This is a genomic window from Corynebacterium sp. NPDC060344 (assembly GCF_042725215.1).
GTDB lineage: Bacteria > Actinomycetota > Actinomycetes > Mycobacteriales > Mycobacteriaceae > Corynebacterium.
In genome coordinates, this window is the sequence record NZ_JBHXCS010000001.1 from 195060 (window position 1) to 211344 (window position 16285).

Below are 16285 nucleotides of genomic sequence, written 5' to 3' on the forward strand. Positions count from 1 at the left end.
CGGCGGCGGGGCCGAAAGGGGCGTCGTCAAGCACGACCGGTCCGGGAGCCGGACCGGCCCGAAAGCTACAGGCTCTCGCGCGTGCCATCCACGTCATCGTCGGAGACGGCGTCGCCGGACTCCGAGGACATGGGCACGATGGTCGGGACGATCATCGGGCTGCGGCGGTACTTCTGGTTGATCATCTTCTCCGCGCGGCGGCGGACCTCCTGCGCCATGCGGTACGGGTTGTTCTCGCCCGAACCGGCCAGGTCGAACATGGTCTCGTCGACCAGCTTCTCCACCTCGGCCAGGACCTCCTTGACGTCGTCGGAGAAACCGCGGGCCTGGGCGCGGGGCTTCTCCAGCGGACGGCCGGTGCGGTTGTCGATGACGGAGGTGACCGTGATCAGGCCACCCTCGCGCATCTCCGCGCGATCGGCGAGGACGTCGGCGTCGACGTCGCCCATCGACGTGCCGTCGACGTAGAGCTGGCCGACCGGCACCTGGCCGGCGACGCGGGCGCGGCCGTCGACGAGGTCGACGACGACGCCGTTCTGCGCCAGCACCACGTTCTCCGCCGGCACGCCGGTGGAGATGGCCAGATCCTTGTTGGCGCGCAGGTGGCGCCACTCGCCGTGGACCGGCATCGCGTTGGACGGGCGCACCGCGTTGTACAGGAACAGCAGCTCGCCCGAGTAGCCGTGGCCGGAGGTGTGCACCTTCGCGTCGCGCGAGGTGACGACCTTCGCGCCGATCTGCGCGAGCATGTTGAGGACGCCGAAGACGGCCTCCTCGTTGCCCGGCACCAGCGACGAGGACATGATGATCAGATCGCCGTCGCGGACGGTGATCTGGCGGTGCTCGCGGCGGGCCATGCGGCTCAGCGCCGCCATCGGCTCACCCTGCGTGCCCGTGGTGACCAGCACGACCTTGTGCGGGGCCATGCGGGACGCCTCGTTCATCTCGACGATCGTGCCGCGCGGGGCGGTGAGCAGGCCGAGCTCTTCGGCGATGCGCATGTTGCGGATCATCGAGCGGCCGTTGAACGCCACCTTGCGGTTGGCGGCCACGGCGGCGTCGATGACGGCCTGGACGCGGTACACGTTCGACGCGAAGGCGGCGAAGATGACGCGCTGCTTGGCCTCGGTCACCAGACGGCGCAGCGTCGGGATGATGTCCGCCTCGGACTCGGACACGCCCGGGGTGGTCGCGTTGGTCGAGTCGCACAGGAACAGGTCGACGCCCTCGTCGCCCAGACGGCTCAGGGCCGGCAGGTCGGTGGGGCGGTTGTCCGGCGGAGTCTGGTCCAGCTTGATGTCGCCCGTGTGGACGACCAGGCCGGCGCCGGTCTTGATGGCCACGCCCAGGCACTCCGGGATGGAGTGGTTGACCGCGAAGAAACGCAGGTCGAACGGGCCGCGCTGGAGGCGGTCCTGCTCGTTGACCTCGACGGTCTTCGGGCGGATGCGGTGCTCCTGCAGCTTCGCCTGGATCAGCGCCAGGGTGAAGCGCGACGCGATGACGGGGATGTCGCCCCGCTGCTTGAGCATCCACGGGATGGCGCCGATGTGGTCCTCGTGGCCGTGGGTGACCACGAGCGCCTCGACGCGATCCCACTTGCCCTCCATGTAGGAGAAGTCCGGGAGGATCAGGTCGACGCCCGGCTCATCCGAGCTCGGGAACAGCACGCCGCAGTCGACGATGAGCAGGCGTTCCTTGTACTCGAAGACCGTCATGTTGCGGCCGATCTCCGAGATGCCGCCCAGCGCGACGATGCGCAGGCCGTCCTTCGGGGCCTTCGGCGGCTCCGCCAGGCGCTGGGTCAGATCCGCACCCTGCATGGACTGGACGACGTTGCGGCGGTTGCGATTGCCTCCGCGGCCACCGCCCTTGTTGCCGCCGCTCTGGCCACCCTGGCCCTGGCCGCCGCGGCCACCGCGGTTGCCGTTGCCGTTGCCGTTGCCGCCGTTGTTGCCATTGTTGTTCTGGCCGCCGCGGCCGCCACGGCCACCTCGGCCGCCGCGCCCACCGCGGTTGGAGCCGCCGGAACGGCCCTGACCGGAGTCGCGGTCGTTCTTCTGCTCGTTGCGGGCCTCGTTCTTGGCCTCACCGTTGCCGGCGTTCTTCGAGTCGTTCTTGGCGGCGTTGCCGCCGTCGTTCTTCGGCGCCGGGGACTCGGCGCGGGCGATCTCCGCCTCCTGCGGCGGTCCGGCCTTGCGGACGACCTTGCGGGGGCGGTTGCGATTCTCGCTCACTTAAAGGACACCGGCCTCTCGCAAGTCGGAAGCGAGCAGATCGAGCTGCTCGGGGGTCGGGTAAATCTGAGGCAAACGGGGTTCTCCTGTCTGAATGCCCTGCAGCTGCAAAGCTGCCTTGGCGAAGCTCACCCCGCCCAGGCGGCCCTGGGCGCGGAAAAGCGGGGTCATGGAAGCGTGGGTCTCGCGGGCGGCATCGAGCCGGCCGGCGTCGAACTGGTCGCGCAGGTCGGCGAGCTTGCGGGGCGCGGCGTGGCCGATGACGGAAATGAAGCCGGAGGCGCCGATGGACAGCCACGGCAGATTCACGACGTCGTCACCCGAGTACCAGGCCAAATCCGAATTGGCGATGATGTGCGCCGCCGAACCGAGGTCGCCCTTGGCGTCCTTCACGGCGGTGATGCGGGGGTGCTCCGCGAGACGGAAAAGAGTGTCCGTTTCAATCGGGATGACCGAGCGCGGCGGAATGTCGTACAGGCAGACCTCCAGGTCCGTCGCGTCCGCGACGGCCGTGAAGTGCCGGTAGATGCCTTCCTGGCTCGGCTTCGAGTAATACGGCGTAACCACCAGAAGGGAGTCCGCGCCCGCGTCGGCCGAGGCCTTGGCGAGCTCGATGGACGATGCGGTGTCGTTGGTGCCCGCTCCCGCGACCAGCTTGACGGAATCGCCGAGCTCGGCGCGCACGGCGCGCAGCAGCTCCAGCTTTTCTTCCGTGGAGGTGGTCGGGGACTCGCCGGTGGTGCCGGCGAGGATGAGCGAATCGCAGCCGTTGTCCGTCAGATGCCCGGCCAACCGCACGCCTGCATCGACGTCCAGGGCGCCGTCCGCGTCAAACGGGGTCACCATGGCGACGGCGACGGTGCCGAAGGCATCGACGCCTCGGTTCGAAGCGAATCCAGTGGTCATTGTTGAGAGGGTACCTGTTCTGTGTCGCTGTACGGGGCATTGCCCCGGCTTATCCTTCAAATGCGTACGGGCTCGACGCGACGACGGAACCGTCGCGGAGGCGGCTGACCTCGAAATCGCCGAACGCCGTGGGGGCCGCCTGCTGCAGTTCGCGCAGGCACGCCACCGCCAGGGCCCGGATCTCCGAATCCGCATGTTCCGTGGCCCGCATTCCTATGAAATGCCGCCACGAACGGTAGTTACCGGTGACCACGATACGTGTTTCCGTGGCGTTGGGCAGGACCGCGCGCGCGGCCTGGCGCGCCTGTTTGCGGCGCAGCAGGGCGTTGGGCTCGTCCGCCCACTTCTCCTCCAGCGCGTCGAGCAATTCCTGGTAGGCGAAGCGCGACTGGTCCACGACGCCCTCGAACAGCGCCAGCAGCTCCGGGTCCTCGGAGATCGCCGCGGGCGCGACCACGCGGTTGGCGGTGTCGGGGACGAACCGCTGCGACAACTGCGAGAAGGAGAAGTGGCGGTGCCGCGTCAGCTCGTGCGAGCACGACCGCGACAGCCCGCGCACGTAGATCGACGCCGACGCGTGCTCGAACAAGCTGGTGTGGCCCACTTCGAGCACGTGGCGCAGGTATCCCTGATTCGTCGCGGTCCTCGGGTTGGGCTTGTCCCACGTTTCGTAGCAGGCCCGGCCGGCGAACTCGATGAGCGCTTCGCCGCCGTCGGCGTCGGTGCCCCAGTCGATGTCGTCGGGCGCTGCGAACTGCGTGGAAGCGATGAGCTGCGCGCTCAATCCCACGATCTCGGACATGTCGGCGCCCTTACAGTCCCAGGTAGGACTCGAGGCCGACGGTCAGCCCCTCGTGCCCGGCGATCTTGCGCACACCGACGAGGACGCCCGGCACGAAGGACGTGCGCGAGTACGAGTCCTGCTTGATGGTCAGGGACTGCCCCTCGGTGCCGAAGATGACGGTCTCGTGAGCGACGGTGCCGGTCATGCGCACCGCGTGGACCGGCACGCCCTCGACGTCGGCTCCGCGGGAGCCGTCGAGGGACTGTTCGGTGGCGTCGGGCTGGGCGCCCATCCCCGCTTCACGACGGGCCCGCGCGATTCCCTCCGCGGTGTGGATCGCGGTTCCGGACGGGGCGTCCTTCTTGTGCGGATGATGCATCTCGATGACCTCGGCCGACTCGAAGTACGGGGCCGCGATCTCGGAGAAGCGCATGGTCAGCACCGCCGAGATGGCGAAGTTCGGCGCGATGAGGACGTTGGCCTTGCGGCCCTCCTCCCCGGCGTCGATCCACGCGCGGACCTGGTCGAGGCGCTCCGGGGTGAAACCGGTGGTGCCCACGACGGCGTGGATGCCGTTGGCCAGGCAGTACTCCAGGTTCCCCATGACCGCGTCGGGCTGGGTGAAGTCGACGATGACCTCGGCCCCGGCCTCCGACAGCGCCGACAGGTCGTCGCCGGCGTCGAGCGACGCGACGAGGTCCAGATCGTCGGCGGCCTCGACGGCCTCGCAGATGGTCGATCCGACCTTGCCCTTGGCGCCGAGCACGCCGACCTTGATGTTGCCCATGTTCTCCTGGCTCTCCCCTCGTCGCGGGCGCGATCGCGCCCGCTCGTCTTTAGTTCAGCTCTTGTCGTGCATCTCTTACCGTGCACCCACTCTAGGCCGCGTGCGCCGGAGTTCGCGCCGACCCGCCGTTTCCCGGCGCCGGGATCGACCGACTGGCATTGCCGGTGACATGGGCGTATGTTGATCCGGTTCACCGCGCACGCGCCACCCGGATTCGTCGCGCGGTCATCAGTTTCATCGGGCGCCGCCCGCGGGCACCATCCCCGCCGCGCCCGCCGCACAGGCCTCCCGGCGTATCCCGGGGAAAGGAGTGGCGCATGTCCAGCGCCGAGCGCACCCACACCGGCAGCCCGCAATCGTCCGGCACCGCGCCTTCGTCGGGTGCGGAGTCGCCTGCCGGCGGCGGCGAGTCCGCCCCTGCGCGGGGCCGCACCCCGTACATGGCCATCTACGTCCTGTTGGCGGCCGCGTTCATCGCGATCCTCAACGAGACCGTCATGAGCGTCGCCATCCCGGTGATCAAGACCGACCTCGACATCACGGCGACGCTGGCGCAGTGGGTCACCACCGCCTTCCTGCTCACCATGGCCGTGGTCATCCCCGTCACCGGCTTCCTCATCTCCAAGCTGACGCTGCGCCAGATGTTCCTGGTCTCCCAGGGCCTGTTCGTGGCGGGAACGCTCATAGGCGCGCTGTCGCCGACGTTTGCAGTGGTCATTCTGGGCCGCGTGATCCAGGCCGTGGGCACGGCGATCCTCCTGCCGCTGCTCATGACCACCGTGCTGCGCCTGGTCCCGGAGGACAAGCGCGGGACGATGATGGGCAACCTGTCCATCGTCATCGCCGTGGCCCCCGCCGTCGGCCCGACGGTGTCCGGGTTCATTCTCAAGCTGGCCTCCAACAACTGGCACATGCTCTTCTGGACGATGCTGCCCATCGGCATCGTCGTCCTCATCGTGGGCACCGCACTGCTCCCCTCCTTCGGCGAGCGATCCGACAAGCGCATCGACCTTCTCTCCGTCGTCCTGTCCGCCATCGGTTTCGGCGTCACGGTCTACGGCCTGTCCCTGGTCGGCGCGGACGCCGGCGCGATGCTGTGGATCACCCTGGGCATCGGCCTGACGTCCCTGGTGCTGTTCGGGCTGCGCCAGATCCGCCTGGCGCGCACGGATTCGGCGCTGCTGGATCTGCGGGTGTTCCGCACGAAGAGCTTCGCCATCTCCACGGCCATCCTCTCCATCGGCATGCTGGCGATGTTCGGCGTCATCATCATCCTCCCGCTCTACCTGGCGCTGCGCGGCGTCGAGGTCCTCACCATCGGCCTGATGCTCATGCCCGGCCCGCTGGTGATGGGCCTGATGGGCCCGATCGTCGGGCGCCTCTACGACAAGGTCGGGCCGCGCCCGCTGGTTCCCCCGGGAGCCGTGCTGGTCACCCTCGGCGTCCTCGGCCTGGCGATGATGGGCATGAACACCCCTCTGTGGTGGATCGTCGCCGCGCACATCGTGCTGGAGATCGGCCTGGGCCTGCTGTTCACCCCGCTGTTCACGTGGGGCCTGGGCGACCTGCCGCAGAAGCTGTACCCGGACGGCTCCGCGGTGGTCAACACCCTGCAGCAGGTGTTCGGCGCGGTGGGCACCGCGGCGTTCGTCGCCATCGCCGCCGCGGCGACGGCGACCATGACCACGTCCGCCACCCCGGCCATCGACGAGACCATCAACGGCTACCGCATCGCACTGTGGGTCGGCGTCGGCTTCGGCGTGATCACCATCGCCCTGTCCACCCAGGTCAAGCGCACCCGCAAGCGCGTCGAGCTGGAATAGTCCCGCGGGGCAACTGAACCGCGCGATCTTTCCGCCTCAGCCACCCAGCGCCCGCCGCGCGCCCATCCGCGCCTGGCCGAGATCGGAGTTGAAGCCCGCGTCGCAGCCGTGCCTGAACGCGTCGCCGTCGAGCCGCGCCTTCGAAGACGTGTGCCGGAGGAACGGGTAGCGGCGGCGCATCTCGTCCCGCGCCCGCTGCGCATCATCCTTGAGCACCAGCGACGCGCTCCCGCCGGCGGGGCGCCGCTGTGCATCGAGGTCCGCCCGCTGCGCCGCGCCTCGCTCCAGCTCGGCCAGACGATCGCCGACGACAGTGGCGAATCCCACCATGTACGACCGGCGCCACCGGGCCGTCCGCGCCGAATCCCCCGCCCGCAGCCTGGCCGCGCCGGCGAGCATGTGCGGGCACAGCATGGAAAACAGCAGCTGCACGCGCTCGACGTGCCGCGCGGCCCCGATCAGCGTGCCCCGGTCCGCGCCCCGGCCCATCCCGCGGCCACCGGTGGCGCCGCCGCCGGACCACAGCACGACCTCGCAGTGCAGCGCCCGCGCCAGCGCATTGAGCAGGCCGATCTGCTGGCGCTGGTACGCGCCAGACATGTCCAGCTCCACCACCTTCATCGCCGCACCGGCATCCGACGGATCCCCCAGCTTGGCCGGATCCAGCCCGTACTGCGCGATCAGCGCGAAGGCCTTGTCGCGGAACACGTCGCCCTCCGGCGTCCCCTCCCGGTCCGTCGCCTGATTGAGCAGCTTGCGCACCTTCTCGCGGATATCTCCCCGCATCGATCCCATCCGAACCAGCCCCCTTCGGCGCGGCCCCTCGACCGCCCCATCGTTCGCGCCCGCCCCGACCCCGGAGCAGTCGCACTCGTTTTCGATTCGCCCGCGATGCTACGCCATCGAACGGACCTTCGCATGCGGAAGAGCCCCGCTCCCTCACTTCGAGGTCACGGGGCTCCTTTTCGCGCCGGCCAGCTGGTGGCCGGGCGCACGATCACGCGATCACGCGGTCACGCGGTCATGCGCTCATGCGCTCATTCAACCCGCTCGGCACCATCCGACGGCACCGCCACGAGGAACTCCGGCGGCCGGAACCCGGCTTCCGCATACGCCCCGGCGATGGCGTCGGCGACGGCCCGCACGTGCGCCGGATCGAGCAGGGCGATGGCGCTGCCGCCGAATCCCCCGCCCGTCATCCGGGCGCCGACGGCACCGTGCTCCATGGCCGTGTCCACCGCCAGATCCAGCTCGGGGCAGGTGACCTCGTAGTCGTCGCGCAGCGAGGCGTGGCTCGCGCACATCGACTCGCCGAACGCGGCCATGTCGCCCGCCCGCAGCTGCTCGATCGCCGTGGCCGTCCGCTCGATTTCGGAGACGACGTGGCGCACGCGCTTGACGACGACCCGCTCCCACTCATCGGCGTCCGCGCCATTCGGGACGTTGGACCGGGCCCACTCTGCGGCGGACGATGTGGCGTCGTCAAGCTCCCTCAGGGACCCGACGCCCAAGCCTTCCGTCACCGCATCGATGACCCCGCGGCGCGAGGCGTACTGCCCGTCGGCGAGGAAATGCGGGGCCTTGGTGTCGATGACCAGGATGGCCAGGTCATGCGCCGGAAGATCGCACGGGACCTGCACGGCCGAATCGTCGGCGTAGTCGATGGCCAGGGCATTGCCCGTCTGCCCGAACAGCGAGATGCGCTGGTCCAGGCCGCCGGTCGAGGCGCCCACGACGTCGTTCTCCGCGCTGATGCACGCGGCGACCAGGGCTGCGCGGACCTCGTGGCCGAACTCGTCGTCCGGGCCGCCGATCGGGCCGACCGTGAGCTCGTAGGCGGCCAGCGCCGCCGAGCACTCGAGCGCGGCCGAGCTGGACAGCCCGCCGCCGATCGGGACGTCGGAGACCACGGCGATGTCGAATCCGCCCAGGTCCCGCGGCAGAAGGCCCGCCTCCTGCTGCGCCCAGATCGAGCCGACGACGTAGCCGGTCCAATTCTTCGGCTTGCCGGGGCCGACCTCGTCGACGCCGATCTCCACGATCTGGGGATCATCGCCGCCCATCGACGACACCAGGCGGTACTTCCGGTCCTCGCGGGGCGACACCGCCACCCACGTGCGCTGCGACAGCGCGAAGGGCAGGCAGATGCCGCCGGCGTAGTCGACGTGCTCGCCGATGAGGTTCACGCGGCCCGGCGCCGCCCACACGCCGGCGGGCGCGGCGTCGAACGCCTTCTTGAACAGCACCGCCGCATCGGCCGCGCCGGTGGCGTCGTCGCGCGTCGGCGACCACTTCGCGCCGCCGATCTCGCGGAAGCGGTCGGCGATGCGCTCCGGGGTCGTATCCGAGATCCACGCGCCCTGGCCCGACTCCGAGCCGGCGAGGAACTTCATGCGCCCCGGCGACCGCATCATCGAGTACAGCTGCAGGTGCAGCCGGCCGTGCTCGCGGTCCTCGCCCACCGGCGCCTGATTCCACGACGCGATGTACGGGGTGCGCTCGACGCCCTCGAAGAACCGGTCCATGCGGCCCAGCAGATCGAGATACATGCGGGTCAGCTCATCCTTTTCGTCATCGGTGAGCGCCGCGAAATCCGGCACGTCCCGATTGGCCATGAGCATGACCTCCACCGGCCACTTCGCCGCGGCCGGGACGAACGCCGTGAAGTGCTCGCCCTCGGCGACGATCCTGCGGCCCGAGCGCTTCTCGGCGGCCAGGACGTCATCGAAAAGCGAACGGCCCGTCTCGGCGCGGTGCGCCTTGGCCTGCTGCGCGATCGACGCCGCGCGCGCAGGCAGGTACGGGTACGAGTAGATCTGCCCGTGCGGGTGCTGCAGCGTGACGCCGATTTCCTTGCCGCGGTTCTCGAACGGGAACACCAGGCGCACGCCGTCGATGGCCGACAGCTCGCGCGTGCGGTGCGCCCACGCCTCCACCACCGTGCGGGCACGGTGGTACGGCAGATCGCGGAAGGTGGAGGTGACGTCCGGGGTGAAGCAGACGACCTCGCAGCGGGCCAGGGCCGGGCGGCGCGGGAAGAGCTCCTCGCCGTCGACCTCGACCGCGAAGTCATCCGGGACGTCCATGTGCACCGACAGCGACGGGAAGCGGTTCTCGAAGACCACGACGTCATAATCGTCGGCGGGGATCTCCGTGGGCAGCTCCCCCGGCTTCGTCGGCGCCAGCGGGTTCTCGTTGGCCGGCGGCATGAACGTGCGGTTCATGCGGTGAGCGGCGTAGACGTTCCATTCCCCGGTGAGGGGATCGCGGCGCAGCTCGGACTCCGTCACCGCCTCCGGCAGCGTGCGGTCGTCGACGGTCTTGCGGGTGCTGCGGCCGGCGACGAAATCGGGTTCGTCGTCGAAGTAGATCAGCTCGCGGCCGTCGGCAAGCGTCATCCGCGTGGTGGAGAAGGGATGGGCGGTCATGGTGGGCTACGCCTCCTTCACGGCATCGCGGTGATGCGGGTCGTCGTGCGCGGCGGCCGGGGCCTCCGCATCGGCGGGCACGATGATCGGGCGGACCTTCGCCCAGATGAGGAACACGGCCGCCGAGGCGACGAGTGCCAGGCCGGTCCACGTGTTGTAGGACGCGTCCTTGGGCAGGCCCGTGTCCGGGTTCATGCCCGGGTCGAGCAGGAACGCGGCGATCAGCAGGACGATCCCGTAGATGCCCAGCAGTGCGCCGATGATGTTGCGAACGTCGAAGGCACCGGCGGCCTTCTTGTTGGACGTGATGTTGCTCATGTCAGTCACTCCTAGGCGAACACGATGTTGAGGACGATGACCATGGCCATGCACAGGATGCCCAGGGGCACGGTGCGCTGGTACCACGGCAGCGTCGCTTCGTTGGCGTCGGTGAGGTTTTCCTTCGGGGTCACCGACTTGACGAAGCCGACGAGCTCATGGTCGGGCTTCGGCTTGGTGACCAGCGAAACGAGGATGGAGAAGACGATGTCCACCACGAAGGCGACGGACGCGGCGACGAACGCGGTGCCCTGGCCCGGGAGGTTGAACACGCCGGCGGTGGCGTCGGTGAAGGTGGAGATGTACCAGTAGACGACCGCGGACAGCGTACCGAGCACCAGGCCCACCCAACCGGCGGTCGGGGTCATGCGCTTCCAGAACATGCCCAGGATGAAGGTGGCGAACAGCGGGGCGTTGAAGAAGCCGAACAGCGTCTGCAGGTAGTCCATGACGTTGCCGAAGTTGTTCGCGATCAGGGCGGTGAACACCGCGATGAGGGCGGCGGCGACGGTGGCCCAGCGGCCGAACTTCAGGTAGAAGTCGTCGTGCTTGCCCTTGATCACGTACGTTTCGACGATGTCGTAGCTGATGACCGTGTTGAACGCCGAGATGTTGGCGGCCATGCCGGCCATGAACGCGGCGAGCAGGCCCGCGATGGCGACGCCGAGCAGGCCGTTGGGCAGCAGATCGCGCATCAGGTACAGGATCGCGTCATTCGGCGCGGCGGACTGGTTCATGATCGGCGTGACGGTCGCCGCGGCGATCATGCCGGGGATGACGACGATGAACGGCACGAACATCTTGGGGAACGCGCCGATGATCGGGGTCTTGCGGGCCGCGGACAGCGAATCGGCGGCCATGGAGCGCTGGACCTCGACGAAGTTGGTGGTCCAGTAGCCGAAGGACAGCACGAAGCCGAGGCCGAAGGTCAGGCCGATGACGGAGACGATCGGGTTGTCGAAGCCCGAGATGTCGGTGCCGGGCCAGGTGTGGAAGTGCGACTCGGCGGCGAGCGAGGCCTTCAGGCCGCTCCAGCCGCCGACGTTGTGCAGGCCGATGAGCGTCAGCGGCAGCAGCGCGGCGATGATGACGAAGAACTGCAGCACCTCGTTGTAGATGGCCGCGGACAGGCCGCCGAGGGTGATGTAGGACAGCACGATGACGGCGGCGACGATGAGGGTGACCCACAGCGGCCAGCCGAGCAGCGAGTTGACCACCTTGGCCAGCAGCAGCAGGTTGATGCCGGCGATGAGCAGCTGGGCGACGGCGAAGGAGATCGCGTTGACCAGGTGCGCGCCGGGGCCGAAGCGCCGCAGCATGAACTCCGGCACGGAGCGGACCTTCGAGCCGTAGTAGAAGGGCATCATGACGATGCCCAGGAAGACCATGGCCGGGATCGCGCCGATCCAGAAGTAGTGCATGGTCTGGAAGCCGTACTGCACGCCGTTGGCGGACATGCCGACGATTTCGACGGCGCCGAGGTTGGCGGAGATGAACGCCAGGCCCGTCACCCACGCCGGCAGCGAGCGGCCGGAGAGGAAGAAGTCGATGGACGAGGACACCTTGGACCGTGCGGCCCAGCCGATGCCCAGAACAAATGCGAAGTAGAGGGCGACGAGCGAGTAATCTACCCAGCTCGCGTCCAGCCGGAGTGCGGCCTCAGCCTGAATCACGGCATTCTCCTGGTTCTGTGGTGATGATGTGAATGATGGAAGTTCGTGGGGGCTTCTTGCTTGACGACGGCCCGCGCGCTACCGCGCCACCGTGCCCGCCGAGCGGAGGCCCATGGACAATTCGACCTTCTCGCCGGCGCCGATCGAGATGAGGTCGCGTCCGGACCTCAGGGCGTCGGGCGGGCAGGTCATGGGTTCGACGGCCAGCGCCCGGCCGACGCGGGGGAAGCCCTCGCGCCGGGCGGGGTCGGCCGTGAAGATCTGGAACCACCCGAAGGCGTCGTCGGCCCACATCTCGACGCCCTCGCCGTCCGGCCCCACGAGGCGGGCGCGGGCGGGAGGTGCGTCGGATGCGCGGGCGGCGTCGTCGTCAAGCCCACCGCCCCACGCCGCCACCGGCGACGCGAAGCAATGGTCGAGCCACAATCCCGAGGTCAGGACCCCGTCGGACAGGCCCGGGACCACCGCATCGGCGGGGACATCGGGCCCGGCCGGCAGGTTGCGGACGGGCTCGAGCGGGAGGTTGCGCTCGACGCCGACGGACAGGACGCAATCGTCCAGGTCCGCCCCGGCGGCGCTGAGGTACGGGTGGAACCCGAACCCGAAGGGGCACGGCGAGGTGCCCAAGTTTTCGGCGGTCACATCGGCGCGCAGGCCGGCGTCGGCGTCGACGCTCCAGCGCACCGTGAAGCGCATGGGCCAATTCCAGCCGGGCTGGGGGCCGGGCTCGATGGAGAGGGTGACGTGGTCCTCCCCCGCCTCGACGAAATCCCAGGCGCAGTTGGCCACGAAACCGTGGATCGCGTTGGAGCGCCCCGGCTCGGTGATCTGCATGCGGTGGACGACGCCCTCGTGGATGAACACGCCATCGGCGACGCGGTTGGGCCACGGCGCCAGGAGCGTGGCGGCGCTCAGCGGCGGGAACTCGCCCCGCGGGTAGTCGACCAGCAGCGGGCGGCCGGCGTACTCCAGCGACCGGGGGCCACCACCGAAGGCGGAGATGTCGGCGCGGTACTGCCCCGCCGAAATCTCGATGAACGGGTGTTCGTGGCGGGGGCGCTCGGGGGCTCCCCCTGCTGCGGTCGCGGTCATTGTGACCCTCCTGCTGCATGTGCTTCGGATGTGATCCCTTTGACACGAAGCATAGCACTGGAATGTCACAACTGGTCATAACAGGCCTGTCTCCTCGGACACACCCGGCTGCTCTTTCTCGGTTCAGACGATTGGCCCGGCCCCCGATTCGCCCGGTAAGGGCCCGTGAACGCGAAAAACGGGCCCCGCACCGTGAAAACACGATGCGGGGCCCGTTGGCCGGAGGACTACTCCTGGACCGGAACCAGCGAGATCTTGCCGCGGTTGTCGATGTCCGCGATCTCGACCTGGATCTTGTCGCCGACGTTGACCACGTCCTCGACCTTGTCGATCCGCTTGCCGTCGCCCAGCTTGGAGATGTGCACCAGACCATCGCGGCCCGGGACCAGGGAGACGAACGCGCCGAAGGCGGTGGTCTTGACCACGGTGCCCAGGTAGCGCTCGCCGACCTTCGGCAGCTGCGGGTTGGCGATGGCGTTGATCTTCTCGATCGCCGCGTCGGCGGCCTCACCGGAGGTGGCGGACACGAAGATCGTGCCGTCGTCCTCGATGGAGATGTTCGCGCCGGTCTCCTCGGTGATGCCGTTGATGACCTTGCCCTTGGGGCCGATGACCTCGCCGATCTTCGACTGCGGCACGGAGATCGTGGTGATCTTCGGGGCGAACGGGCTCATCTCGTCCGGCTCGTCGATGGCCTCGGCCATGACCTCCAGGATGGTCAGGCGCGCGTCGCGGGCCTGCTCCAGCGCGTCGGCCAGCACCTTCGACGGGATGCCGTCGAGCTTGGTGTCCAGCTGCAGTGCGGTGATGAACTCGGAGGTGCCGGCGACCTTGAAGTCCATGTCGCCGAAGGCGTCCTCGGCGCCGAGGATGTCGGTCAGCGCGACGTAGCGGGTGTCGCCGTCGACCTCGCCCGAGACCAGGCCCATGGCGATGCCCGCCACCGGGGCGCGCAGGGGAACGCCGGCGTTGTACAGCGACAGCGTCGAGGCGCACACGGAGCCCATCGACGTCGAGCCGTTGGAGCCCAGCGCCTCGGAGACCTGGCGGATGGTGTACGGGAACTTCTCGCGCGACGGCAGCACCGGCACGATGGCGCGCTCGGCGAGCGCACCGTGGCCGATCTCGCGGCGCTTCGGCGAACCGACGCGGCCGGTCTCGCCGGTGGAGTACGGCGGGAAGTTGTAGTGGTGGAAGTAGCGCTTCGAGGACACCGGGCCCAGCGAATCGATCTGCTGCTCCATCTTCAGCATGTCCAGCGTGGTGACGCCCAGGATCTGGGTCTCGCCGCGCTCGAACAGGGCGGAGCCGTGTGCGCGCGGGATCAGCTCGATCTCGACGCCGAGGTCGCGGATCGCGTCGGTGGCGCGGCCGTCGATGCGGAAACCGTCGGTGAGGATCATGTCGCGCACGATCGACTTCATCAGGCCGTTGTACGCGGCGGCGATCTCCTTGCCGCGCTCCGGGAACTGCGGCTCGAGGGCGGCGACGACCTCGTCCATGAAGGCGTTGGTGGCATCGTCGCGGTCCTGCTTCGACGGGGTCTTCAGCAGCTCCGGCAGCTTGGCCGCGGCCTCGGACTCGACGGCGGCGTAGACGTCGTCGTTGTACGCCGGGAACAGCGGGAACTCGCGGACATCCTGGGCGGCCTCGCCGGCCAGGGACTGCTGCGCGCGGCACAGCTCGGCGATGAACGGCTTGGCGGACTCCAGGCCCTCGGCGACGACGGACTCCGTCGGCGCCGGGCGGCCCTGGGCGACCAGGTCGGCCACGTGCTCGGTGGCGCCGGCCTCGACCATCATGATGGCCACGTTGTCGGCGGCGGCCTTGGCCTTGCGCGACTTGCCGCGGCCCTTGGCGGCGTTGTCGTCGGCCAGGCGACCGGCGACGACGATCTCGAACAGCGCCTGCTCGTGCTGCTCGACGGTCGGGAACGCGACCCACTCGCCCTTGGGGTGGGCGTCGTCGGCGACCAGCGCCATGCGGACGGCGCCGACCGGGCCGGACACCGGCAGGCCGGACAGCTGGGTGGCGGCGGAGGCGGCGTTGATGGCCACCACGTCGTACATGTCCTTCGGATCGAGGGACATGACGGTGATGATGATCTGGACCTCGTTGCGCAGGCCCTTGACGAACGTCGGGCGCAGCGGGCGGTCGATCAGGCGGCAGGCCAGGATGGCGTCCTGGCCGGGGCGGCCCTCGCGGCGGAAGAACGAGCCGGGGATGCGGCCCGCGGCGTACATGCGCTCCTCGACGTCCACCGTCAGCGGGAAGAAGTCGAAGCCCTCGCGGGGGTTGTTGGACGCGCACGTCGTGGCGAGCATCATCGTCTCGTCGTCGAGGTACGCGGTGACGGCGCCGTCGGCCTGGCGGGCCAGCTGGCCGGTCTCGAATCGGATTTCGCGGGTGCCGAAGTCGCCGTTGTCGATGACAGCGACGGCCTCCACGATGTCGTCGTAGCCGTTGTCGTCGTAGTCGTACTGATTATCGGTCATGCGGGGAATAACCACGTCTTTCGTTTGGTGTGCCCCCAGGGCGATCGTCGGTGCCGCCCTATTGCTTCATTTCGGGGCATCGCGGCGACCCTACCACGGCAAACGCGAAAAAGCCCGCCGCAACCAGGGTGATCCTGGTCGCGGCGGGCGTTTCGGGCCACCCGGATTGGGCGGCCGACGCTCGTGCGCGGCTCTTAGCGGCGCAGGCCGAGGCGCTCGATGAGGTTACGGTAGCGCTGGACGTCGTTGTCGGCCAGGTACTTGAGCAGACCCTTGCGGCGACCGACGAGCAGCAGCAGGCCGCGGCGCGAGTGGTGGTCGTGCTTGTGGAACTTCAGGTGCTCGGTGAGCTGGCGGATGCGCGTGGTCAGCAGCGCGACCTGGGCCTCCGGCGAACCGGTGTCGGTCTCGTGCAGGCCGAATTCCTTGAGGACGTCGGACTTTTCCTGGGTCGAAAGCGCCATGGGGCGTCTCCTTCGTGTCGTTGGTTGTTTCAGTCCACTCCTTGGCCCCGGTGCGACCGGCGGCGCGGCGACTGTTCGTGGACCACAGTCACGGCCAACGGGCGAGAGTACCAGCTGCTCCCCCGGTATCCCTAATCCCCGCGCCGTGCACGGCTCCACGCCGCTCATCCCCTCGGACCCCGATTCGACGCCGCCTACCCACTCCTACGCCGCCTTCCCCCCTCGGACCCCGATTCGACGCCGCGCATCCCTTCGAGCCCACATTTCGGTCCCAACCA

General features: G+C 69.0%; 12 protein-coding genes. 1 reads left to right on the forward strand and 11 read right to left on the reverse strand.

Annotation, left to right across the window (positions count from 1 at the left end; translation table 11 throughout):
* Nucleotides 1-65: 65 nt before the first annotated feature.
* From ACFWGD_RS00910 to dapB, 4 genes are read right to left on the reverse strand one after another with little or no spacing between them, the layout of a single operon-like run.
* Nucleotides 66-2237: a ribonuclease J gene (locus tag ACFWGD_RS00910; protein ID WP_377776639.1), complete on the reverse strand. Its 2172-nt coding sequence runs from the start codon at nt 2235-2237 to the stop codon at nt 66-68.
* On the reverse strand, nt 2238-3143 hold the full coding sequence (gene dapA / locus ACFWGD_RS00915; RefSeq protein WP_377776640.1) for a 4-hydroxy-tetrahydrodipicolinate synthase: 906 nt from the start codon (nt 3141-3143) through the stop codon (nt 2238-2240). It abuts the gene before it with no gap.
* 49 nt (nt 3144-3192) lie between these two features.
* Complete coding sequence (gene thyX, locus ACFWGD_RS00920; RefSeq protein ID WP_377776641.1) at nt 3193-3945, reverse strand: FAD-dependent thymidylate synthase; 753 nt, start codon at nt 3943-3945, stop codon at nt 3193-3195.
* Between the two features lie 10 nt (nt 3946-3955).
* Entirely contained in the window at nt 3956-4714 is a 759-nt protein-coding gene (gene dapB / locus ACFWGD_RS00925; RefSeq protein WP_377776642.1) for a 4-hydroxy-tetrahydrodipicolinate reductase, read from the reverse strand.
* A 317-nt stretch (nt 4715-5031) separates the two neighbouring features.
* Here dapB and ACFWGD_RS00930 point away from each other — a divergent pair, with 317 nt between their 5' ends.
* A complete protein-coding gene (locus tag ACFWGD_RS00930) occupies nt 5032-6537 on the forward strand; it encodes an MDR family MFS transporter (protein WP_377776643.1) in 1506 nt (501 codons plus the stop codon).
* A 36-nt stretch (nt 6538-6573) separates the two neighbouring features.
* Here ACFWGD_RS00930 and ACFWGD_RS00935 read toward each other — a convergent pair whose 3' ends face one another.
* The 7 genes from ACFWGD_RS00935 to rpsO all read right to left on the reverse strand — a co-directional run bounded on the left by ACFWGD_RS00935 (nt 6574) and on the right by rpsO (nt 16007).
* A complete protein-coding gene (locus ACFWGD_RS00935; protein WP_377776644.1) occupies nt 6574-7323 on the reverse strand; it encodes a DUF2786 domain-containing protein in 750 nt (249 codons plus the stop codon).
* Nucleotides 7324-7574: 251 nt separating this feature from the next.
* The gene (galK, locus tag ACFWGD_RS00940; RefSeq protein ID WP_377776645.1) at nt 7575-9965 is read right to left on the reverse strand and encodes a galactokinase; all 2391 of its coding nucleotides are present in this window, start codon (nt 9963-9965) and stop codon (nt 7575-7577) included.
* Between the two features lie 6 nt (nt 9966-9971).
* The gene (locus ACFWGD_RS00945; protein ID WP_377776646.1) at nt 9972-10283 is read right to left on the reverse strand and encodes a cell wall anchor protein; all 312 of its coding nucleotides are present in this window, start codon (nt 10281-10283) and stop codon (nt 9972-9974) included.
* An 11-nt stretch (nt 10284-10294) separates the two neighbouring features.
* Entirely contained in the window at nt 10295-11956 is a 1662-nt protein-coding gene (locus ACFWGD_RS00950; protein WP_377776647.1) for a sodium:solute symporter family protein, read from the reverse strand.
* Between the two features lie 78 nt (nt 11957-12034).
* A complete protein-coding gene (locus ACFWGD_RS00955) occupies nt 12035-13048 on the reverse strand; it encodes an aldose 1-epimerase family protein (protein WP_377776648.1) in 1014 nt (337 codons plus the stop codon).
* Nucleotides 13049-13275: 227 nt separating this feature from the next.
* A complete protein-coding gene (locus ACFWGD_RS00960; RefSeq protein WP_377776649.1) occupies nt 13276-15543 on the reverse strand; it encodes a polyribonucleotide nucleotidyltransferase in 2268 nt (755 codons plus the stop codon).
* 194 nt (nt 15544-15737) lie between these two features.
* Nucleotides 15738-16007 (reverse strand): 30S ribosomal protein S15, encoded by a 270-nt coding sequence (rpsO, locus tag ACFWGD_RS00965; protein WP_377776650.1) that lies wholly within the window; start codon nt 16005-16007, stop codon nt 15738-15740.
* Nucleotides 16008-16285 lie beyond the last annotated feature (278 nt).